At 75.1% G+C, this 24,842-nt stretch carries 1 protein-coding gene; it reads right to left on the bottom strand.

The window, feature by feature from the left end:
- Window positions 1-75 precede the first annotated feature (75 nt).
- Complete coding sequence (locus D7M15_RS19390; RefSeq protein WP_165906295.1) at window positions 76-24,840, bottom strand: type I polyketide synthase; 24,765 nt, start codon at window positions 24,838-24,840, stop codon at window positions 76-78.
- Window positions 24,841-24,842: the final 2 nt, after the last annotated feature.

The following is a 24,842-nucleotide window of genomic DNA, read 5'->3' as shown; positions in this document are numbered from 1 at the left end:
TACGGGCGGCGCCGTCGGTACGGGAGTCGCGGGCAGGGCGCCGGGGGTGTCGGGCGCGGGGCCCGTCGCGGAGGGTCACAGTCCGCCCAGCTCCTTGTCGATCAGGTCGAACAGCTCGTCGGCGCTCTCGACGGAGTCCAGCTCGGCGTCCGGCTCCTCGGTACGGGGCCGCCGTACGGGCGCTGCCCCTTCCTGGACCCGGGCCAGCAGCTCCTGGAGGCGGGCGGCGATCCGCGTCCGGTCCTCGGCCTCGACGGACGCGGACGCCCAGGCGCTCTCCAGCCGGTCGAGTTCGCCGCTGACGGCCTCGGCGCCGGAGACCTCCGGCGGCGCGATCTCCGTCAGCAGGTGCCGGGCCAGCGCCATCGGCGTCGGGTAGTCGAACACCAGGGTGGCGGGGAGGCGTACGGCGGTGGCGGCGCCGAGCCTGTTGCGCAGCTCCACGGCGGTCAGCGAGTCGAAGCCCAGGTCCTTGAACGCCTGGTCGGGCTCGATGTCCGCGGCGGAGGCGTGGCCGAGCACGGCCGCGGCCTGCGCGCCGACCAGGTCGGTGAGCAGCTGTTCGCGGTCCGGGGTGGACAGCGGCGCCAGCTGGTCGGCCAGGGTGGCGCCGCCCGCCGCCGCGCCGCCCGCGGACGCCTCGACGGCGCGCCGCTGGGTGGTGCGGACGAGGCCCCGCATGAGCGGGGTGACCAGCTCGGGGTGTTCGCGCAGCACGGACACGTCGAGGTTCATGGGGAGGAACACGGGACGGTCCAGGCCGCTGGCGGTGTCGAGCAGGGCGAGGCCCTGGTCGACGGCGAGCGGCAGCATGCCCGTACGGGCCATGCGCTGCATGTCGGCCTCGCTGAGGTCGCTGGTCATGCCGGCGCCGGGTGCCCAGGCGCCCCAGGCGAGGGACGTGGCCGGGAGGCCGCGCGCGCGGCGGTACTGGGCGAGGGCGTCGAGGAAGGCGTTGGCCGCCGAGTAGTTGCCCTGTCCGGCGCCGCCGAACGTACCGGCGATGGAGGAGAAGACGACGAAGGCGGCGAGGTCGGCGTCGGCGGTCAGCTCGTGCAGGTTGGCGACCGCGTCGGCCTTCGGACGCAACACCGTGTCCAACCGCTCGGGCGTGAGCGACCCGATGACACCGTCGTCCAACACGCCCGCCGTGTGCACCACGGCCGTCAACGGACGCTCCAGCCCCGCCAACAGCCCGGCCAAAGCCTCCCGGTCGGCGGCGTCACACGCCGCCAGCGCCACCTCCGCACCCTCGGCACGCAACTCCTCCGCCAACTCCGTCGCGCCCGGAGCCCGTTCACCCCGACGCGACGCCAGCACCAGATGCCGCACGCCCCGTTCCGCGACCAGATGCCGGGCCAACAACGCACCCAGACCACCCGTACCACCCGTCACCAGCACCGCCCCCTCCGGGTCCAACCCGGCCGGAACGGTCAACACCACCTTGCCCACGTGCCGCGCCTGCTGAAGATGCCGGAACGCGTCCGGCGCACGCCGCACGTCCCAGGTGGCGACGGGGAGGGGGCGGAGGACGCCGGTCTCGAAGAGCGCGACGAGTGCGCGGAGCATCTCGCCGATGCGGTCGTGTCCGGCTTCCCAGAGGTCGAAGGCGCGGTAGGTGACGCCGTCGTGGTCGGCGGCGACCTTCTCCGGGTCCCGGATGTCGGTCTTGCCCATCTCCAGGAACCGCCCACCGCGCGGCAGCAGACGCAACGACGCGTCCACGAACTCCCGCGCCAACGAGTCCAGCACCACGTCCACGCCGCGACCGTCCGAGGCCACGAGGAACTTCGGCTCGAAGTCCAGGTCGCGGGAGGAGGAGATGTGCGCGTCGTCCAGGCCGGACGCCCGCAGCGTGTCCCACTTCCCCGGACTCGCCGTGCCGTACACCTCGGCGCCGAGGTGCCGGGCGAGCTGCACCGCGGCCATGCCCACACCACCGGCGGCGGCGTGCACCAGCACCGACTCGCCCTTCCGCACACCGCCGAGGTCCACCAGCGCGTAGTACGCCGTGAGGAACACGATGGGTGCGGCGGCGGCCTCGGCGAAGGTCCAGCCGCGCGGTACGGGGGCGAGGAGGCGGGCGTCGGCCACGGCGGTCGGGCCAAACGCGCCGAAGAACATGCCCATCACGCGGTCGCCCACGGCGAGCCCGTCGACGTCCGGCCCCAGCTCGGTGACGACACCGGCGCCCTCGCTGCCGAGCGCGCCCGCCTCGCCCGGGTACATGTCCAGGGCGTTGAGCACGTCGCGGAAGTTGAGCCCGGCGGCCCGTACGGCGATCCGCACCTCGCCGGGGGCGAGGGCCCGTTCGGCGTCGGCGTCGGCCGTCAGGTGCAGGTTCTCCAGGGTGCCCTTCTCCGTGAGGTCGAGGCGCCACGCGGTGGTGTCCTCGGGCACGGCCAGGGTCTCGTCGGTGGCGACGCGGGCGAGGCGCGGCGCGAGCAACGCCCCGGCGCGTACGGCCAGTTCGGGTTCGCCGGACGCGAGCGCGGCGGGCAGCAGCGTCAGCGCGTCGGCGGACCGGTCGGTGTCGAGGAGCGTGAACCGTCCGGGGTTCTCCGTCCGCGCCGCCCGTACGAGGCCCCACACGGGTGCGGTGCCGGGCACGGCGTGGTCGGTGTCGGCGGCGGCCACGGCCCCGTCGGTGACGAAGACGAGCCGGGCGTCGTCGAACCGCTGGTCGTCGAGCAGTTCCTGGACGCGGGCCAGCGCGCGGTGCGTCGCGGTGTGCGCGCCGCCCGCGAGGTCGCCGTCCGCCTCGTCCGCCGTGAGGGCGCACGGGACGAGCACGGTGCCGGGGGCCGTACCGCCGGAGTCGCCCGCGAGCGCGTCGAGCCCGCCCGCGACCCGTACGGGCACGCCCGCGGCACGGAGCGCCGCCGCGAACTCCTCGGCGTCCGCCGTGCCTTCGGCGCCGCCGTCCCGCGCGAGCACCGCCCAGTCGCCGTCCGCCGGGGCGGCGGCCGTGCCGGACGCCTGCACGGCGGTCCAGTCGAGGCGGAACAGCCCGTCGTGGAACGGGCTGCGGCGGGCGCCGCTGAGGAGTTCGCCGGACACCTGGCGCAGCGTGAGCGTGTCGACGTGGGCGACGGGCTGCCCGGTGGTGTCCGCCAGTTCCAGGGAGACGGACTCGTCGCCCGCCTGCACGAGCCGTACGCGCAGGGCGGCGGCGCCCGAGGCGCGGAGGGTGACGTTGTTCCAGGAGAACGGCAGTCGGCCGCTCTCGGTCTCCGCGAGGGACACGAACATCATGGCGTGCAGCGCCGAGTCCAGCAGCGCCGGGTGCAGCCCGAACGAGGGTGCCAGCTCCTCGTGTTCGCCGGGCAGGCCGACCTCCGCGAAGATCTCGTCGCCGCGGGTCCACACGGAGTGCAGGCCGCGGAACACGGGTCCGTAGGCGAACCCGGCCTCCGCGAACCGCTCGTAGAAGTCGGTGACCTCCGCGGCGACCGCGTCCCGGGGCGGCCAGGCGGTGAAGTCGTACGCGTCGGGGCGTTCGTCGGCGTCCGCGGTGGACGACAGGACGCCGCTGGCGTTGAGCAGCCAGGGCTGCTCGTCGGGCGCGTCCTCCGGGCGGGAGTACAGGTCCAGGCTGCGCCGCCCGCCGTCGTCGGCGGCGCCGACGGACAGCTGGAGGCGTACGGCGCCGTGTTCGGGCAGCACCAGCGGCGCGGCGATGGTGAGTTCGTCGACCTGTTCGCAGCCGACGTGGTCGGCGGCGCGGAGGGCGAGTTCCAGGTAGCCGGTGCCCGGGAACAGCACGGTGCCGCCCACGGCGTGGTCACCGATCCAGGCGTGCGTACGGAGCGACAGCCTGCTGGTGAAGAGGAACGTGTCCGCCCCGGCGAGTTCCACGGCCGCGCCGAGCAGCGGGTGCCGCGCGGAGCCGAGGCCGACGGAGCCGATGTCGCCGGAGCCCGGCGCGGGCGCCTTCGGCCAGTGGCGCTGGCCCTGGAAGGCGTACGTCGGCAGCCCGACGCGGTGCGCGCCGCGGTCCGCGAACGCGCCGTCCCAGCGCAGCGGCACACCGGCCGTCCACAGCGCGGACCAGGCGGCGAGCAGCCCGGCGGCCTCGGGGCGGCCCTTGCGGAGCGCCGGTACGAGCAGCGGTGCCGCGCCGTCCGGTTCGGTGGTGTCGAGGCAGCCCTGCGCCATGGCGGTGAGGGTGCCGTCGGGACCCAGCTCCAGGAAGCGGGTGACGCCCTGTGCCGCCAGGGTGCGGACGCCGTCCGCGAAGCGCACGGCCTGCCGTACGTGCCGCACCCAGTAGTCGGGGGCGGACAGTTCGGCGGCGTCGGCGAGCCGGCCGGTGACGTTGGAGACGACGGGGATGCGCGGGGCGGCGTACTCGACGCGTTCCGCGACGGCCCGGAAGTCCGCGAGCATCGGCTCCATGAGCGGCGAGTGGAAGGCGTGGCTGACCGACAGGCGGCGCGTACGGCGGCCCTCCTCGCGGAAGTGCTCCGCGACGGCCAGGGTGGCGGCCTCGGCGCCCGCGACGACGACGGCGCGGGGGCCGTTGACGGCGGCGAGGCTGACCTCGTCCTCGCGGCCCGCGAGGAGCGGCAGCACCTCGTCCTCGGTGGCCTCCAGCGCCACCATCGCACCCCCGGAGGGCAGCGCCTGCATCAGGCGGCCACGGGCGGCGACCAGATGGCAGGCGTCGGCCAACGACAGGACACCCGCCACGTGCGCGGCGGCCAGCTCACCGATGGAGTGCCCCACCAGGAAGTCCGGCTTCACCCCCCACGACTCGACCAGCCGGAACAGCGCCACCTCGACGGCGAACAACGCGGGCTGCGTGTACCCCGTCTCGTCCAGCACGCCCGACCCGTCCGCGATCACGTCCCGCAGCGGCCGGTCCAGCTCCGCGTCGAAGTGCGCGCACACGGCGTCGAACGCCTCCGCGTACGCCGGGAACGCCTCGTACAACTCCGCGCCCATGCCCGGCCGTTGCGCGCCCTGACCGGTGAACAGCACCGCCGTACGGCCCTCGGCGCGGGCCGTGCCGGTGACGACGTCGGCGGCGTCCTCGCCCGCGGCGAGCGCGCGCAGCCCGGTGAGGAGCGCGTCCCGGTCGGGGCCGAGGACGACGGCGCGCTGGTCGAAGACCGTACGGCCGGTGGCGAGGGACAGCCCGATGTCCTGCGGGTCGAGCGCGGGGTGCGCCTCGGCGTGCGCGAGCAGCCGTTCGGCCTGCGCGTGCAGGGCGGTACGGGTGCGGGCGCTGAGCGTCCACGGCACGACGGGCAGCGGCGCGACGGCGAGAGCCTCGGGGGCCGTGTCCGGCGCGGCGTCCGGGCCGGTGTCCGCGTCGTCCGCCGGGGACGGCGCCTCCTCCAGGATGGTGTGCGCGTTGGTGCCGCTGATGCCGAACGACGACACGGCGGCGCGGCGCGGGCGGCCCGTCTCGGGCCACGCGGTGTTCTCCGTCAGCAGGGAGATGTCGCCCGCGTCCCAGTCGACGTGGCTGGACGGCGCGTCCACGTGCAGGGTGCTGGGCAGCACGCCGTGCTCCAGCGCCAGCACCATCTTGATCAGTCCGGCGACACCGGCGGCGGCCTGGGTGTGCCCGATGTTGGACTTCACCGACCCCAGGTACAGCGGCCGTTCGGCGTCCCGGCCCTGCCCGTAGGTGGCGAGGAGCGCCTGCGCCTCGATCGGGTCGCCCAGCGTCGTACCGGTGCCGTGCGCCTCCACGGCGTCCACGTCACCGGGCTCCAGTCCGCCGCTGGCGAGCGCGGCACGGATGACGCGCTGCTGGGACGGGCCGTTCGGCGCGGTGAGGCCGTTGGAGGCGCCGTCCTGGTTGACGGCGGAGCCCTTGACGACGGCGAGCACGGGGTGCCCGTTCCTCCGCGCGTCCGAGAGCCGCTCGACGAGGAGCATGCCCGCGCCCTCGGCGAACCCGGCGCCGTCGGCCTGGTCCGCGAACGCCTTGCTGCGCCCGTCCGACGCCAACCCGCCCTGGCGGCTGAACTCCAGGAACAGGCCCGGCGTCGTCATGATCGTCGCGCCGCCCGCGAGCGCCAGGTCGCACTCGCCGCTGCGCAGCGCCTGCGCCGCGAGGTGCAGGGCGACGAGCGAGGCGGAGCAGGCCGTGTCGACGGTCAGCGCGGGCCCTTCGAGGCCGAAGGTGTACGCGATGCGGCCGGAGACGACGCTCGCGGCGTTGCCGGTGCCGAGGTAGCCCTCGAAGTCCTCACCGGAGGCGACGAGCAGGTGCGTGTAGTCGTTGCCGTTGGTGCCGGCGAAGACGCCGGTACGGGTGCCGTGCAGCGCGTACGGGTCGATGCCCGCGCGCTCGAACGCCTCCCACGACACCTCCAGCAGCAGCCGCTGCTGCGGGTCCATCGCGGCGGCCTCGCGCGGCGAGATCCCGAAGAACGGCGCGTCGAACCGGTCGATGTCCGGCAGGAACCCGCCGAGCTGCGCGGTGATGTTGCCGGGTGCGCCGGGCTCGCCGGACGACATCCGGTCGGTGTCCCAGCCGCGGTCCTCGGGGAACGGCCCGATCGCGTCGCCGCCGTCCCGCAGCAGCTGCCAGAACTGCTCGGGCGTACGGACGTCGCCGGGCAGGCGGCAGCTCATCGCGACGATCGCGATCGGCTCCTCCTCCAGCCCGGTGCCGCCCGCGGCGGGTGCCGTCCCGGCGGCGGCCGGTGCGGCGGCCGTCTCGGTCATCTCCTCCAGCAGCAGCCTGGCCAGCGCGGCGCACGTCGGGTAGTCGAAGACGAGGGTGGCGGGCAGCCGCAGGCCGGTGATCTTGTTCATGCCGTTGCGGAGTTCGACGGCGCTGAGCGAGTCGAAGCCCAGGTCGCTGAAGGCGCGGGACGGCTCGACGGCCTCCGGCCCGGGGTAGCCGAGGACGGTCGCGACGTAGCTCCGTACGACGTTCAGCACCGCGTCCTGCCGCTCGTCGCCGGAGAGTCCGGCGAGGTGCTGGCGCAGCGCGGACAGGTCGCCGCCGCCGTCGGCGGCGTCGCTCGCGGACGTGAGGTGCCGTACGGCGTCGGGCAGGTCGCGCAGGAGCGCGCTGGGGCGCGGCGCGGTGAAGGCGGGCGCGAAGCGTTCCCAGCCGATGTCCGTGACGGCGATCCAGGTCTCCTCGTGCTCGATGGCCTGGAGCAGCGCGGACGCGGCGAGTTCGGGCGCCATGTCGTACACGCCGTAGCGCCGGAGCCGGTCGCCGACCGCGCCGTCGCCCATGCCGCCGTCGGCCCAGTGGCCCCAGGCGACGGCGGTGGCGGGCAGGCCCTCGGCGGCGCGCTGGTGGGCGAGCGCGTCGAGGAACGCGTTGCCCGGCGCGTAGTTGCCGAGGCCGGGGCCGCTGATGGTGCCGGACGTGGAGGAGAACAGCACGAACGCGGACAGGTCCTTGTCCCGCGTCAGCTCGTGCAGGTGCAGCGCGGCACCGGCCTTGGTGCGCAGTACGGGCTGCATGCGGGCGGGGTCGAGCTGCTCGATGACACCGTCGTCGAGGGAGCCCGCGACGTGGAACACCGCGTCCAGCGGGACGTCCCGCGGTACGGAGTCGAGCAGCGCGGCGAGCGCGTCCCGGTCCGCCACGTCGCACGCGGCGATCGTGACGCGGGAGCCGCGTCCGGTGAGGTCGGCCTTCAACTCGGCCGCGCCGGGCGCGTCCTCACCCCGGCGGCTGGTGAGGAGCAGGTGCTCCGCGCCGAGGTCCGCGAGCCAGCGCGCGATGTGGCTGCCGACGGCGCCCGTGCCGCCGGTGACGAGCACGGTGCCGCGCGGGCGCCACGACGTGGTGGGCGCGGACTGGCCGATGGGCGCCCGTGCGAGGCGGCGCGCGTACACGCCGGAGGGGCGTACGGCGGTCTGGTCCTCGCCCGCCGGGTCCGCGAGGAGCCCGGCGAGGCGGGCGGCGGCACGGGAGTCCAGTTCGGGGTACGCGCGGAGCGCACCGTCCGGGGTGGTGGCTGGGCGACGGGAGGGCAGATCGACGAGGCCGCCCCAGCGGTCGGAGTGTTCCAGGGCCGCGACGCGGCCGAGGCCCCAGACGAGGGCCTGTGCGGCGCTGGTCACCGGCTCGGAGCGGCCGATGGCGACGGCCCCGCTGGTGGCGCACCACAGCGGCGCCTCGATGCCGAGGTCACCGAGGGCCTGGACGAGGGTCAGCGTCGCGGACAGCGACAGGGGCACGTCGGGGTGGTCGGGGTGGGCGCGCTCGTCGAGGGCGAGCAGCGACAGGACGCCGGCGACGGCGTCGCCGCCGGTCGCGGCGCGGACGTGCTCGGCCATCGCGTCGCGCGCGGTGTCGCCGGCGGTCTCGACGGTGCGTACGGTCGCGCCGTGCGTCTCCAGCGCCCGCGCGACGGACGCGGTCAGCGGCTCGTCGGCGGCGGCGGACGGGACGACGAGCAGCCACGTACCGGACAGTGCCCGGCCGGAGCCGCCGGTCAGGGGCGTCCACTGGACGGTGTAGCGCCAGTTGTCGACGGTGGACTTCTCCTGGCTGTGGCGCCGCCAGTGCGACAGCGCGGGCAGCACCTCGCTGAGCGGGGCGTCCCCGCCCAACTCCAGGGACCGCGCCAGGGTTTCGAGGTCCTCGCGTTCGACGGTCTCCCAGAAGCGGATCTCGGCGTCGGTGCCGGTGGCGCCGACCGTGTCGTCGGCGGCGGCGCCGGGGGTGAGGACGGGCCAGTAGCGCTGCCGCTGGAAGGCGTACGTGGGCAGCTCGACCGTACGGGCGCCGCTCCCGGCGTAGACCGCGCGCCAGTCGATGTCGACGCCCTGTACGTGGGCCTCGGCGAGGGACAGCAGGAACCGTTCCAGGCCGCCGTGGTCCCGGCGCAGCGAGGCGAGGACGGCGGCTTCGACGCCGCTGTCCTCGACGGTGTCGCGCATGCCGACACCGAGGACGGGGTGCGGGGACACCTCGATGAAGTGCCGGTGTCCGGCGTCCAGGAGGAGCCGCAGCGCCTCCTCGAAGCGGACGGTCTCGCGGAGGCTGGTGTACCAGTAGTCGGCGTCCACGAGCTTCTCGCCGTCGTGCCACCGTCCGGTGACGGTGGACGGGAACGGCAGCTCCGCCTCCTGCGGCCGTACGGGGGCGAGGGCGTCCAGCACCTGCGTACGGATGGCCTCCACCTGCGCGGAGTGCGACCCGTAGTCCACGGACACCTTCCGCGCCTGCACCCCGTCGGCGGTCAGGGCCGCGAACAGGTCGTCGAGGGCGTCCGCGTCGCCGGAGACGACCACGGACGTCGGGCCGTTGACGGCGGCGACGGACAACCGGCCGTCGTACGCGCCCAGTCGCTCGCGTACGGCGTCGGCGGCCAGCGGCACGGACATCATGCCGCCGCTGCCCGCGATCTCCACGATGGCCCGGCTGCGCAGAGCCACCACGCGCGCGCCGTCCTCCAACGACAGCGCACCGGCGACGACCGCCGCGGCGATCTCGCCCTGCGAGTGGCCGACGACGGCGGCGGGCACCACGCCGTACGAGCGCCACACCTCCGCCAACGACACCATCACGGCCCACAGCACGGGCTGGACGACGTCGACCCGGTCCAGGTCGGCCGCGTCCTCGTCGCCGCGCAGCACGGCCGTCAACGACCAGTCGGTGAACGGGTCGAGGGCCGCCTCGCACGCGGCGATCCGCTCCGCGAACACCGGCGACTCCACGAGCAGCACGCGTCCCATGTCCGCCCACTGCGCGCCCTGCCCCGGGAACACCAGGACGGGGCCCTCGCCCTGTCGTACGAGGCCGGTGACGGCGCCGGAGCCGCCGGAGACGCCGCCTTCGGCCACCTCCCGCAGCTGCGCGTCGAGCGCGTCGCGGTCGGCGGCGGGCAGCACCGCGCGGTGCTCGAACGCCGTGCGGCTGACCGCCGTCGAACGTCCGAGGTCCACGAGGTCCGTGTCCGGGTGCGCGACGAGCCGCGCGCGGAGGCGGCGGGCCTGCTCGCGCAGCGCCTCCTCCGTACGGCCGGAGAGCGCGACCGGTACGACGGGCAGCGCGGCGCGGTCGCGTACGTCCGGGGCGGCTTCGGGTGCCGCGTCCGCGTCGGCGGGCGCGTCGGGTGCCTGCTCGATGATGACGTGCGCGTTGGTGCCGCTCATCCCGAACGAGGACACCCCGGCGCGGCGCGGGCGGCCGGTCTCCGGCCACTCCCGCGCGCTGGTGAGCAACCGCACGTCGCCCACGGTCCAGTCGACGTGCGTGCTGGGCTCGTCGGCGTAGAGCGTCCGCGGCATCAGCCCGTTGCGGATGGCCTGCACCATCTTGATGACGCCGCCGACACCGGCGGCGGCCTGGCTGTGCCCCACGTTGGACTTCAGCGAACCGAGCCACAGCGGCCGGTCCTCCGGCCGGTCCTGCCCGTACGTGGCGAGCAGCGCCTGCGCCTCGATCGGGTCGCCCAGCGTCGTACCCGTGCCGTGGCCCTCCACGAGGTCCACGTCGGCGGTGCCGAGGCGGGCGGAGGCGAGTGCCTGGCGGATGACGCGCTGCTGGGACGGGCCGTTGGGGGCGGTGAGGCCGTTGCTGGAGCCGTCCTGGTTGAGGGCGCTGCCCTTGACGACGGCGAGCACGGGGTGCCCGTTGCGCCGCGCGTCGGAGAGGCGTTCGACGGCGAGCATGCCGACGCCCTCGGCCCAGCTGGCGCCGTCGGCGTCGGCGGAGTACGGCTTGCAGCGGCCGTTCTCCGCGAGCGCCCGCTGACGGCTGAACTCGATCAGCGAACCGGGTGTGGACATGACGGTCACGCCACCGGCCAGTGCGAGGTCGCACTCGCCCTGCCGCAGGGCCTGCACGGCGAGGTGCAGGGCGACGAGCGACGAGGAGCAGGCGGTGTCGACGGTGACGGCCGGGCCCTCCAGCCCGAGGACGTACGAGATGCGGCCGGACAGCACGCTCGGCGAGTTGCCGGTGCCGACGTACCCCTCGTAGCTCTCCTCCGCGGCGGCGAGGAGCGTGGTGTAGTCCTGGTACGTGACGCCCGCGAAGACGCCCGTACGGCTGCCGCGCACGCTCTGCGGGTCCATGCCGACGCGCTCCAGCGCCTCCCACGACGCCTCCAGCAGCAGCCGCTGCTGCGGGTCCATCGACGTCGCCTCACGCGGGCTGATCCCGAAGAACGCCGGGTCGAACGCGGACGCGTCGTGCAGGAAGCCGCCCTCGCGGGTGTAGCAGGTGCCGGGGTTGTCGGGGTCGGCGTGGTACAGCGCGTTGAGGTCCCAGCCGCGGTCGGTGGGGAACGGCGAGATGCCGTCGCCCCCGCTGGCGACCAGCTCCCACAGCTCGTCCGGGCCGGTCACGCCGCCCGGGTAGCGGCAGCTCATGCCGACGATGACGATCGGGTCGGTGTCGAGCGGGGTGCCCGGCGCCGTACGGGCCAGGGCCCCGGCGGCGTCCGCGCCGAACAGTTCGCCGTCGAGGTGCGCGGCGAGTTCGGTGGGTGTGGGGTGGTCGAAGACGAGGGTCGCGGGCAGGGTCACGCCGAGGGCGCCGCTGAGCTGGTTGCGCAGTTCGACGGCGGTCAGCGAGGTGAAGCCCAGGTCGGTGAAGGACCGCGCGGAGTCGACGTCCTGCGGCCCGTCGTAGCCGAGGACGGCCGCGACCTGCGTGCGTACGGACGTGAGCAGCGCGCGCCTGCGCTCCTGCTCCGGCCGCCCGGCCAGGCGCCGTACGGCGTCGGTGGCGCCCGGGGCGGCCTCCGCGGCCGTACGGCGCTCGGGCGCCTTCGGGGCGGCGGCGGTACCGGCCGACGCGGTGGCGGTCGCGGCGGCCGCGCCAATGCCCGCGGTGTCGGCCTGGCGCATCAGCATCGAGTCGACCGCGAGCACGGGCTGTCCCGAGCCGTCGGCGGCCTGGAGGGACAGGGTGTCCGCGCCGGTACGGGCGAGCCGTACGCGCAGGGTGGTGGCGCCCGCGGCGTACAGCGCGGCGCCGTTCCACGCGAACAGCATGCGGCCCGCGCCGAGCCCGTCCAGCACGCCGAGGCCCAGCGGGTGCAGGGCGGCGTCCAGCAGGGCGGGGTGCAGCCCGAAGCGGTCGGCCTGCGCGCCGGTGGCGCCGGACCCGGACTCGCGGGCGCCGACGGTCACTTCGGCGTACACGTCGCCGTCGTGGCGCCAGGCGGCGCGCAGGCCGCGGAAGGTGGCGCCGTAGGCGAAGCCGTTCTCCGCGAGGCGGTCGTACAGCCCGTCCGTGTCGACGGCCTCGGCGCCCGGCGGCGGCCAGGCCGTGAAGTCGAACGCGTCGTGCCCGGCGCGCGGCGGGCGCGGGTCGAGCACGCCACCGGCGTGCCGGGTCCACGGCGCGTCGGGTCCGGCGGCCTCGGGGCGGCCGTACACGCCGAGCATGCGGACGCCGTTCCCGTCCGGCTCCTCGACGCGCAACTGGAGCTGCACGGCGCCCTGTTCGGGCAGCACGAGCGGCGACTCCAGCAGCAGTTCCCGTACGTGGCCGCAGCCGACCTGGTCACCGGCGCGTACGGCCAGCTCCAGGAACGCGGTGCTGGGCACGACGGCCGCACCGGCCACGCGGTGCTCCGCCAGCCACGGTTGCGCGCGCAGCGACAGCCGCCCGGTGAGGACGGCCGTACGGCCCGACACCATCGGCACGGCCGCGCCGAGCAGCGGGTGCGCGGCGGGGACGAGGCCGAGGGCGGTGGCGTCGACGGCGGCCTGCGGGGTCTCCAGCCAGTACGGGCGGTGCTGGAACGCGTACGTGGGCAGGTCCACGCGGCGGCGCGCGGCGCCGTCGAACAGCGCGGCCCAGTCGACGGGGACGCCGTGCGCGAAGGCGGCGGAGACGGCGGCCAGCAGGGCGGCGGCCTCGGGCCGGTCGTCGCGCAGGGCGGGGACGAGGAGGGGCGCGGGGGCGTCCGGGTCGGTGGCGGTGGCCGTGTCCGTCGCCGTGGCGGTGGTGTCGAGGCAGCCCTGTGCCATGGCGGTGAGGGTGCCGTCGGGGCCCAGCTCCAGGAAGCGGGTGACGCCCCGCGCCGCCAGGGTGCGGACGCCGTCGGCGAAGCGCACGGCCTGCCGCAGGTGGTCCACCCAGTAGGCGGGCGAGGTCAGTTGCTCCTCGGTGGCGAGCACGCCGGTGACGTCGGAGACGACGGGGACGCGCGGTGGGTAGTACGTGACGCTCTCCGCGACCGTACGGAAGTCCGCGAGCATCGGGTCCATGAGCGGCGAGTGGAAGGCGTGGCTGACGGAGAGGCGGCGCGTACGGCGGCCTTCGGCACGGAAGTGCTCCGCGATGGCGTCGACGGCGGCCTCGGTGCCCGAAACGACGGTGGAGCGGGGGCCGTTGAGCGCGGCGACGGACAACTCGTCGGCGCGGCCCGCGAGGTGGGGCAGCACCTCGTCCTCGGTGGCCTCCAGCGCCACCATGGCACCCCCGGAGGGAAGGGCCTGCATCAGGCGGCCACGGGCGGCGACCAGACGGCAGGCGTCCGCCAACGACCACACACCCGCCACGTGCGCGGCGGCCAGCTCACCGATGGAGTGGCCGATCAGGAAGTCCGGCTTCACGCCCCAGGATTCGACCAGCCGGTACAGCGCGACCTCGACGGCGAACAGCGCGGGCTGCGTGTAGCCGGTCTCGTCCAGCACGCCGGAGCCGTCGGCGACGATCTCCCGCAGGGGGCGGTCCAGTTCGGTGTCGAAGTGCGCGCAGACGGCGTCGAACGCCTCCGCGTACGCCGGGAACGCCTCGTACAACTCCGCGCCCATGCCCGGCCGTTGTGCGCCCTGACCGGTGAACAGCACCGCCGTACGGCCGCCGGGCGCGACGGCGCCCGACACGGCGTGGGCGGCGGGGGTGCCTTCCGCGAGGGCCGACAGGCCCGCGAGGAGCGTGTCCCGGTCGGCGCCGGTGACGACTGCGCGGTGCTCGAAGACCGCGCGGGTGGTGACGAGCGCGTACGCGACGTCGCGCGGGTCGAGCGCGGGGTGCGCCTCGGCATGCGCCAGCAGCCGTTCGGCCTGCGCGCGCAGCCCGGCGGCCGTACGGCCGGACAGCACCCACGGGATCACCGGGGCGTCCGCGCCGGAGCGCGCCGCCGGGGCGTCGTCGGCACGGTCCGGGGTCGCCGCCACGTCCGGGGTGGTGCTGTCCGGGGCCTGCTCGATGACGACGTGCGCGTTGGTGCCGGACACGCCGAACGCCGACACACCGGCGCGGCGCGGCCGTCCCGCGTCCGTACGCGGCCAGTCCACGGCCTCGTGCAGCAGCCGTACGGCACCCGCCGACCAGTCCACGTGCGTGGACGGGGCGTCGGCGTGCAGGGTGCGCGGCAGCCGCCCGTGCTGGAGCGCGAGCACCATCTTGATGACGCCCGCGACACCCGCGGCGGCCTGCGTGTGCCCAAGGTTGGACTTCACCGAGCCGAGCCACAACGGCCGTTCGGCGTCCCGGTCCCGCCCGTAGGTCGCGAGGAGCGCCTGCGCCTCGATCGGGTCGCCCAGCGTCGTGCCGGTGCCGTGGCCCTCGACGGCGTCCACGTCGTCCGGGGTCAACCCGCCCTGCGCGAGCGCGGCACGGATGACGCGCTGCTGGGACGGGCCGTTGGGCGCGGTGAGGCCGTTGGAGGCGCCGTCCTGGTTGACGGCGGAGCCGCTGACGGTGGCGAGGACGGTGTGCCCGTTGCGGCGCGCGTCGGACAGCCGCTCGACGACGAGCACGCCGACGCCCTCGGACCAGCCGGTGCCGTCGGCCTCGTCCGCGAACGCCTTGCAGCGCCCGTCGGGCGCCAACCCGCCCTGCATGCTGAACTCGACGAACGCGCCCGGGTTCCCGATGACCGCGACGCCGCCCGCCAGCGCGAGGTCGCACTCGCCGTTGCGCAGCGCCTGCGCGGCCCAGTGCAGCGCGACGAGCGACGACGAGCACGCCGTGTCGACGGTGACGGCCGGACCTTCCAGGCCCAGCGTGTACGAGACGCGCCCGGACACCACGCTGCCCGCGCTGCCGGTCAGCAGATGACCGCCCAGCCCCTCGGGCGCCTCCTGGAGCCCGCTGCCGTAGCCGGACGTGCTGGCGCCGACGAAGACGCCCGTACGGCTGCCGCGCAGCGACGTGGGCGCGATGCCCGTCCGCTCAAGGGCCTCCCACGACGTCTCCAGCAGCAGCCGCTGCTGCGGGTCGATGGCCAGCGCCTCGCGCGGGCTGATGCCGAAGAAGACGGGGTCGAAGCCGGAGGCGTCGTGCAGGAAGCCGCCGCTGCGGGTGTCGCTGAGCCCGGACGTACCGGTGGAACCCTCCGCGGTGGCAGCGCCCTCGGCGCCGCCGAACAGCGCGTCGAGGTCCCAGCCGCGGTCGGTCGGGAACCCGCCGATCGCGTCGCCGCCCTCCTCGACCAGCCGCCACAGGTCCTCCGGCCCGGCGACGCCGCCCGGCAGGCGGCAGCCCATGCCGACGATGACGACCGGGTCGTCCGAGACGGCGCTCCCGCCGAGCGCGGCGGGCACCGCGCCGGAGGTGTCGGCGCCGAACAGCTCGTCGCGCAGCAGCTCCGCGACGGCCGTCGGCGTCGGGTGGTCGAAGACGAGGGTGGCGGGCAGCGTGAGGCCGGTGTCGGCGCCGAGCAGGCCGCGGAGTTCGACGGCGGTGAGCGAGTCGAAGCCCATGTCGCGGAACGCGCGGGCCGGTTCGACGGCGGACGCGTCGCGGTGGTTCAGGACGGTCGCGGCGTGCTGCCGTACGAGGTCCAGCAGCGCGCGGTCGCGCTCCTCCGCCGCCAGCCCGGCGAGCCGCCCGCGCAGCGCGGGGGCGGCGTCCTGGAGGACGACGCCCTCCAACGCGCCTGCCGCCTCGGGCAGTTCGGCGAACAGGGGGGCGGCGCGGCGGCTGGTGAACGTGGCGCCGAAGCGCGCCCAGTCCACGTCCGCGACGACCACGGTGCTGTCGCCCGCCGCCAGCGCGCGGTCGAGCGCGCGCAGCGCGGCGTCCGGCGCCAGCGCGTCGAGGCCGCGGCGCCGCAGGTGCTCCCGCGCCTCGTCGGAGGCGGCCATGCCCGCGTCGGCCCACGGGCCCCAGGCCACGGACGTACCCGCCAGCCCTTCCGCACGACGGGACTCGACGAGCGCGTCGAGCGCGGCGTTGGCCGCCGCGTACGCCGCCTGCCCGCCGCTCCCCCACACACCCGCGATCGACGAGAACACCACGAACGCCGACAGGCCGTGCTCGCGCGTCAGTTGGTCGAGGTGGCGCGCGCCGCGCACCTTCGCGCGGAGCACCGGTTCGATCCGGTCCTCGGTGAGCGCGTCGACCGCCTCGTCGTCCAGTACGCCCGCCGCGTGGAAGACGGAGTCCACCCGGTGCTTCCGCAGCAGGCGCGCGACGGCGGCGTGGTCGGCCGTGTCGCAGGCCGCGAACGACACCTTGGCGCCCGCCTCGCGCAGCTCCGCCTTCAGCTCACCGGCACCGGGCGCCTTGCTGCCCCGGCGGCTGGTGAGGACGACGTGCTCGGCACCCCGGGCGACGGCCCAACGCGCCACCTGCGCACCCAACGCACCCGTACCGCCCGTGACCAGCACCGTGCCACCCGGCGTCCACTCCCGCACCGGACCCTCGGGCGCACCCGCCCGCACGATCCGCCGCACGAGCGCGCCCGAGGCACGCAACGCCACCTGGTCCTCACCCGACACGCCACTGACGACAGCAGCCAGACGGGAGACCGTACGCGCGTCCAAGGTGGCGGGCAGGTCGACCAACCCGCCCCAACGCTCCGGGTGTTCCAGCGCCACCACCCGACCCAAGCCCCACAGGGCGGACGGCGCCAGGAGCGGCGCCGCGTCGGAACGGCCGGTGGACACCGCGCCGCGCGTCAACGTCCACAGCGGCGCCGCCAACTCGGCGTCACCCAGGGCCTGTACGAGGGAAACGGTCTCCCACAGGCCCGCCGGGAGCGCCGTGTCCGCCTCGTCGGCGGGCGCGTCACCGGTGGTGAGGGCGAGCAGGGACAGTACGCCGGTCACGTCGGCCTGCTCGGCTGCGTCGCCCAGGAGGGCGGCGAGCACCGTACGGTCCGCGCGCGCGGGCACCCGTACCGTCTCCACGCCCGCACCGAGAGCGTCCAGCCCCTCCGGCACGTCCGTACCCTCCGGCACCAACAGCAGCCAACGGCCCGCCAGTTCCGGGCCGGGCGGCACGGAAAGCGGCTGCCAGCGGACGCGGTAGCGCCACGCGTCGGCGGCGGACTCCTCGCGGCGGCTGCGGCGCCAGGACGCGAGGGCGGGCACGAGCCCGTCCAACGCGGCCTCGTCCACACCGAGCGTCGTACCGAGCGACGCCAGGTCCCCGGCCTCCACGGCCTCCCAGAAGCGCGCGTCCACCGCGTCCTGCGCGCCCAGCGGCCCGGCGTCGGCGGCGGATGTACGGCCGGTGGCGACGGTGGGCCAGTAGCGCTCGCGCTGGAAGGGGTACGTCGGGAGGACGACATCGCGCGCGCGGCGCGGGAAAGGCACGGACCAGTCGACGTCCGCGCCGTCCACGAACGCGGCAGCCAGGCCGTTGAGCAGGGATTCCGCCTCCGAACGGTCCTTGCGCTGCAACGCCACCAGCGCCGCATCCGCAGGTACGGAGGGCTGGGCCATGGCGGTCAGGGTGCCGTCGGGGCCGATCTCCACGTAGCGGCGTACGCCGCGCTCGGCGAGAGTGGCGATGCCGTCCGCGAACCGGACGGCCTCACGGACATGGCGGACCCAGTAACCCGGGTCCAACAACTCATCCGCAGTGGCCAGTTGACCCGTCACGTTGGAGACGACGGGGATGGTGGGGGCCGCGTACGACACGGACTGCGCGACCGTACGGAACTCCGCCAGCATCGGCTCCATCAACGGCGAATGGAACGCGTGACTGACGGAGAGACGGCTCGTACGACGCCCTTCGCCCCGGAAGTGCGCCGCGACCTCCTCGACGGCCTCCTCGGCACCCGAAACCACCGTGGACGACGGACCGTTCAACGCCGCGATCGACGCCGTACGACCCTCCAACAGCGGCAACACCTCCGCCTCGGAAGCCTCCACCGCCACCATCGACCCACCAGAAGGCAGCCCCTGCATCAACCGACCACGCGCCGCCACCAGACGACACGCGTCCGCCAACGACCACACACCAGCCACATGCGCGGCAGCCAACTCACCGATCGAATGCCCCACCAGGAAGTCAGGCCGCACACCCCACGACTCCACCAACCGGAACAGCGCGACCTCGAACGCGAACAACGCAGGCTGCGTAAAGCCCGTCTCACTCAACGCACCCGAACCATCCGCAATCACATCCCGCAGCGAACGCGCCAACTCCCCATCAAAATGCGCACACACCTCATCGAACGCCTCCGCGAACACCGGGAACGCGCCATACAACTCAGCACCCATCCCCACCCGTTGCGCACCCTGCCCCGCGAACACGAACGCCGACTTGCCCTCCGTGGCGGCGCCCAGCGCCACCCCCGGGCCCGGCCGTCCCTCGGTGACCGTCTCCAGGGCGGACAGCAGGTCCGCGCGCGTGGATGCCACGACGACCGCGCGGTGCTCGAAGCGCGCCCGCGACGTCGCCAACGCACCGGCCACGGCGGCCGCTTCGTACGCGTCGCCGCCCGCGGTGCCCAGCTGCTCCAGGAGGTTCCGCGCGGTGGCGCGCAGGGCCTCCGGCGTGCGGGCGGAGAGAGCGAACGGCACGACGGACGACGGCTGTTCGGGGACGGGCGCGGCGCTGTCGGCGTCCGCTTCGGCGGTCTCCGGGGCCTGGCCCAGGATGATGTGCGCGTTGGTGCCGCTGAGGCCGAACGAGGACACACCGGCACGCCGTACGTGCCCGTCCCGTACGGGCCACTCGACCGGCTCGTTCAGCAGCCGTACGTTCCCGGCCGACCAGTCCACGTGCGTGGACGGCGTCTCGGCGTACAGGGTCTGCGGCAGTTCGCCGTGCTGGAGCGCGAGCACCATCTTGATGACGCCCGCGACACCGGCGGCGGCCTGCGTGTGCCCGAGGTTGGACTTCACCGAGCCGAGCCACAACGGCCGTTCGGCGTCCCGGTCCCGCCCGTAGGTCGCGAGGAGCGCCTGCGCCTCGATCGGGTCACCCAACGACGTACCCGTACCGTGCGCCTCCACCGCGTCCACATCACCCGGCGCAAGACCCGCCTGCGCCAACGCCGCACGGATCACCCGCTGCTGCGACGGACCGTTCGGCGCCGTCAGACCGTTCGACGCACCATCCTGGTTCACCGCCGAACCGTTGACGGTGGCGAGGACGGTGTGGCCGTTGCGGCGCGCGTCGGAGAGGCGTTCCACGGCGATGATGCCGACGCCCTCGGACCAGCCGGTGCCGTCGGCGCCGTCCCCGAACGCCTTGCAGTGCCCGTCGGGCGCCAATCCGCCCTGGCGGCTGAACTCGATGAACGCGCCCGGCGTCGACATCACCGTCACACCACCGGCCAGCGCGAGGTCGCACTCGCCGCTGCGCAGCGCCTGGACCGCCCAGTGCAGGGCGACGAGCGACGACGAGCACGCCGTGTCGACCGTCACCGCCGGGCCCTCCAGGCCCAGGGTGTACGAGATGCGGCCGGACGCGATGCTGGCGGCGTTACCGGTGCCGATGTATCCGGCGAAGTCCTCGGTGGAGGCGGCGAGCAGCGCCGGGTAGTCCTGCCCGTTGGTGCCGACGAAGACGCCCGTACGGCTGCCGCGCAGCGACGCCGGGTCGATGCCCGCCCGCTCGAACGCCTCCCACGACGTCTCCAGCAGCAACCGCTGCTGCGGGTCCATGGCGAGGGCCTCACGCGGCGAGACGCCGAAGAAGCCCGCGTCGAAGCCGTCCACGTCGCGGAGGAAGCCGCCGACGTCGGTGACGCTGGTCCGCTCGCGCCGCCCGTCCGGGTCGTACAGCGCCTCCAGGTCCCAGCCGCGGTCGGCGGGGAAGGCACCCATGCCGTCCTCGCCGCCGCTCAGCAGCCGCCAGAAGTCCTCCGGCGTCCGTACGTCGCCCGGGAAGCGGCAGCTCATGCCGACGATCACCACGGGGTCGTCGTCGGCGGCGACGTGTCCGGCGGCGGGCTGCGCCGCGTCCGCTCCGGTGACGGTGCCGAGGATCTCGTCGCGCAGGAAGCGGCTCAGCGCCAGCGGCGTCGGGTGGTCGAACGCGAGGGTGGCGGGCAGCGCCACGCCGCAGTCCACGCCGAGCGCGTTGCGCAGCTCGACGGCGATGAGCGAGTCCACGCCCAGGTCGCGGAACGCGCGGTCGGCGGGCACCGCCTCCGGGCCGGGGTAGCCGAGGACGGCGGCGGCGCGGGCGCGTACGACCTCCAGCAGCGCCCGTTCCTGCTCCTCCGCGCCCATGCCGGTGAGGCGGCCGCGGAGTTCGGACGACGGGGTGTGCCGGACGGCGGCGGCCTCGGGCGCGGCGTACAGCTCGCCGAGCAGCGCGCTCGGCCGCGTCGCGGAGAACGCGGGGCCGAAGCGCGCCCAGTCGATGTCCGCGACGAGCACGGACGCGTCGGCGCCGGGGACGGCGCCGCGCAGGGCCTCCAGGGCGGCGCTCGCGGCGAGCGGCAGCACGCCGCCGCGCTGTTGGCGGCCGGTGAGCAGCCCGGAGGCGTCGGCGGCCATGCCGTCGCCCTCCCAGGGGCCCCAGGCCAGCGACGTGGCGGGCAGCCCCTCGGCGGCGCGGCGTTCCGCGACGGCGTCGAGGAGGGCGTTGGCGGCGGCGTAGTTGGCCTGTCCGGCGGAGCCGACGGTGCCCGCGTACGAGGAGAACAGCACGAACGCCGACAGGTCCCGGTCGCGCGTCAGCGCGTCGAGATGGCGGGCCGCCGCCTTGGCGCGGAACACGGAGGCGAACCGATCCGGCGTCAGCGCGTCCAGCACGCCGTCGTCCAGGACACCCGCCGTGTGCACGACGGCGTCCACGGGGTGCTCCGCGAGGAGCGCGGCGACCGCGTCGCGGTCGGCGATGTCGCAGGCGGCGACGGTGACGCGGCCCGCGCCCAGCTCCGTCAGCTCGGCGGCGAGGGCGTCCGCGCCGGGCGCGTCGGCGCCGCGGCGGCTCGTCAACAGCAGGTGCGCGGCGCCCTGTTCGGCCGCCCAGCGGGCGACCTGCGCGCCGAGCGCGCCGGTGCCGCCGGTGATCAGCACGGTGCCGGACGGTGTCCAGCCCGCGCCCGCCGTGGACGTCGCGGACGCTGTCGTACGGGCCAGCCTGCGGCCCAGCACGCCCGACGCCCGTACGGCCACCTGGTCCTCGCCCGCGCCGCCGAGGACGGCGGCGAGCCGGGCGAGCGTACGGCGGTCCAGGTCCGTGGTCAGGTCGACCAACCCGCCCCAGCGGTCGGGGTGTTCGAGCGCGGCCACCCGGCCGAGGCCCCAGACGGCGGCCTGCGCCGGGTCGGGCGCCGCGTCCGTACGGCCCGTGGACACGGCGCCGCGCGTCAGCGCCCACAGCGGCGCCGTGAGCCCGACGTCGCCGAGGGCCTGGACGAGGGTGGCGGTGGCGGGCACGCCCGCCGGTACGCCGTCGGGCTCGCCCTCGGCCAGCGCCAGCAGCGACAGGACCCCGGCGACGGGCTCGCCGTCGGCGGCCAGACGCAGGCGCTCGGCCAGCGCGGCGCGGTCCAGATCCGGGGCGCAGTCGAGCAGTTCGAGGGTGGCGCCGTGCGCGTACAGGCCGTGGGTCAGCGACTCGTACCAGGCCGCCCGGCCGCCCGTCGCACGGTCCTCGGGCGTGACCAGCAGCCAGCGCCCGGACAACCGCGCCTGCCCGCCGGAGAGGCCGGAGAGCGGCTTCCAGGCGGTGCGGTAGCGGCGGCCGTCCGCCTGCGAACGGTCGCGCTGCCTCCGCCGCCACGCGGACAGCGCGGGGAACGCCTCGCTCCACGACGCGTCCCCGTCGATCCCCAGCTCCTCGACGAACGCGCCGACGTCCTCGCGCTCGATCCAGTCCCAGAAGCGCGCGTCCACGAGGTCCTGCGCGCCCGCCGCGAGGTCCTCGGCGGCCGTCGTGCTGGAGGGCAGCCAGTAGCGCTGGCGCTGGAACGCGTACGTCGGCAACGCGACCGTGGACGCCCCCGCGAACAGCACCGACCAGTCCGGCGACAGGCCGTCCGCGTGCAACCGACCCACACCGACCAGCAGCGACTCCGCCTCCGAACGGTCCTTGCGCTGCAACGCCACCAGCGCCGCGCCCTCGGGCACGGAGGGCTGGGCCATCGCGGTCAGCGTCCCGTCCGGGCCGATCTCCACGTAACGCCGTACACCGCGCTCGGCAAGCGTGGCGATGCCGTCCGCGAACCGCACGGCCTCACGGACATGACGCACCCAGTAACCCGGGTCGGACAGCTCCTCAGACGAGGCGAGTTGACCCGTCACGTTCGACACCACGGGAATCGTCGGGGCCGCGTACGACACGGACTCCGTGACCGTACGGAACTCCCCCAACATCGGCTCCATCAACGGCGAATGGAACGCGTGACTCACCGACAGACGGCTCGTACGACGCCCTTCCGCACGGAAGCGCGCCGCGACCTCCTCCACATCCGCCTCGACACCCGAAACCACCGTCGACGAAGGCCCGTTCAACGCCGCGATCGACGCCGTACGACCCTCCAACAGCGGCAACACCTCCGCCTCGGAAGCCTCCACCGCCACCATCGACCCGCCCGCCGGAAGCGCCTGCATCAGACGACCACGGGCAGCGACGAGACGGCAGGCGTCCGCGAGGGACCACACACCGGCGACGTGCGCGGCAGCCAACTCACCGATCGAGTGCCCCACCAGGAAGTCAGGCCGCACCCCCCACGACTCGACCAGCCGGAACAGCGCGACCTCGAACGCGAACAACGCAGGCTGCGTAAAGCCCGTCTCACTCAACGCACCCGAATCATCCGCAATCACATCCCGCAGCGGACGCGCCAACTCCCCATCAAAATGCGCGCACACCTCATCGAACGCCTCCGCGAACACCGGGAACGCGCCATACAACTCGGCACCCATCCCCACCCGCTGCGCACCCTGCCCCGCGAACACGAACGCCGACTTGCCCTCGGCGCGTGCCGTGCCGGTGACCAGGTGGCCGGTGGTGGGCTGGGGGTCGCCGTTCGCCAACGCCTCCAGGGCGGCGAGCAGTTCGGCGCGTCCGCCGCCGAGCAGCACCGCGCGGTGGTCGAGCGCCGTACGGGTCGTCGCGAGCGAACGGGCGATGTCCCGTACGTCGTGCCCCGGGTGCGCCCGGAGTGCGCCGAGCAGGCGCGCGGCCTGCGCGCGCAGCGCCTCCGTGCCCGCGCCGGACAGCGTCCACGGCACGAGCGGCAGCTCGGGCGCCGCCACCTCGGCGGCCTCCGCGACCTCCGCCGCCGCCTCCTCGGGCTTCGCGGCCCCGGCCTCCGGCGTCGCCGGGGCCTGGGGCGCGGGCGACTCCGGTGCGGGTGCCTGCTCCAGGATGGCGTGCGCGTTGGTGCCGCTGACGCCGAACGCCGACACGGCGGCGCGGCGCGGCCGTTCGGCGTCGGTACGCGGCCAGGCGCGGGACTCGTTCAGCAACCGTACGTTTCCCGCCGACCAGTCGACGTGCGTGGACGGCGTCTCGGCGTGCAGCGTGCGGGGCAGTACGGCGTGCTGGAGCGACAGTACGGTCTTGATGACGCCGACGACGCCCGCGGCGGCCTGCGTGTGGCCGAGGTTGGACTTGGCGGAGCCGAGCCAGAGGGGTTCGTCGCGCTGCGCGCCGTACGTGGCGAGGAGGGCCTGCGCCTCGATGGGGTCACCCAACGACGTACCGGTGCCGTGCGCCTCCACGGCGTCGACGTCGGCGGGGGCGAGACCGGCGGCGGCGAGGGCGTTCCAGATGACGCGCTGCTGGGAGGGGCCGTTGGGGGCGGTGAGGCCGTTGGAGGCGCCGTCCTGGTTGACGGCGGAACCGCGCAGTACGGCGAGGACCTCGTGCCCGTTCGCGCGGGCGTCCGACAGGCGTTCCACGACGAGCATGCCGACGCCCTCGGACCAGCCGGTGCCGTCGGCGCCGTCCGCGAACGCCTTGCAACGGCCGTCCGGGGCCAGCCCGCCCTGGCGGCCGAACTCGACGAACGCGCCCGGTGTCGACATCACCGTCACACCGCCGACGAGCGCCATGGTGCACTCGCCGCCGCGCAGCGCCTGCGCGGCCAGGTGCAGCGCGACGAGCGACGACGAGCACGCCGTGTCGACCGTCACCGCCGGACCCTCCAGGCCCAGCGTGTACGAGATACGGCCGGAGGCGACCGAAGTGGAGTTGCCGGTGAGGAGGTGACCGCGGACCTCGTCGGGCACGTTCTTGAGGCCGCTGCTGTAGCCCATCTCGCTGCAACCCACGAAGACGCCGCTGCGGCTGCCGCGCAGCGCGCGCGGGTCGATGCCCGCCCGCTCCACGGCCTCCCACGAGGCTTCGAGGAGCAGCCGCTGCTGCGGGTCCATGGCGAGGGCCTCGCGGGGCGAGATCCCGAAGAACGCCGGGTCGAAGTCGGCGGCGTCGTGGACGAAACCGCCCTCGCGCGCGTAGCCGGTGTCGCCGTCCGTGTCCACAGCCGTACCGGAGGCGCCGTCCGCGCCTGCGCCGCCCGTACCGGAGCCGGGCGCGCCCGAGCCGGACAGCGCGCCCTCGTCCCAGCCGCGGTCCGTCGGCCACGGCGAGATGGCGTCGACGCCGCCCGTCAACAGCTCCCAGAAGTCCTCCGGGGACTCCACCGACCCGGGCAGCCGGCAGCTCATCCCGACGATCGCGACCGGTTCCTGCTGCTGCGACTCCAGTTCCTGGAGCCGCTGCCGCGTGCTGTGCAGGTCGGCGGTGACCCACTTGAGGTAGTCCCGGAGCTTCGCCTCATTCGCCATTG

The sequence above is a fragment of the Streptomyces sp. Z26 genome (assembly GCF_003665095.1).
GTDB classification, from domain to species: domain Bacteria; phylum Actinomycetota; class Actinomycetes; order Streptomycetales; family Streptomycetaceae; genus Streptomyces; species Streptomyces phytohabitans.
This window is presented reverse-complemented; position numbering and strand designations above follow the sequence as displayed.

Excerpts from the sequence above, each read along its gene's own strand:
- D7M15_RS19390 (WP_165906295.1), bottom strand. The coding sequence starts at position 24,840 with ATGGCGAATGAGGCGAAGCTCCGGGACTACCTCAAGTGGGTCACCGCC.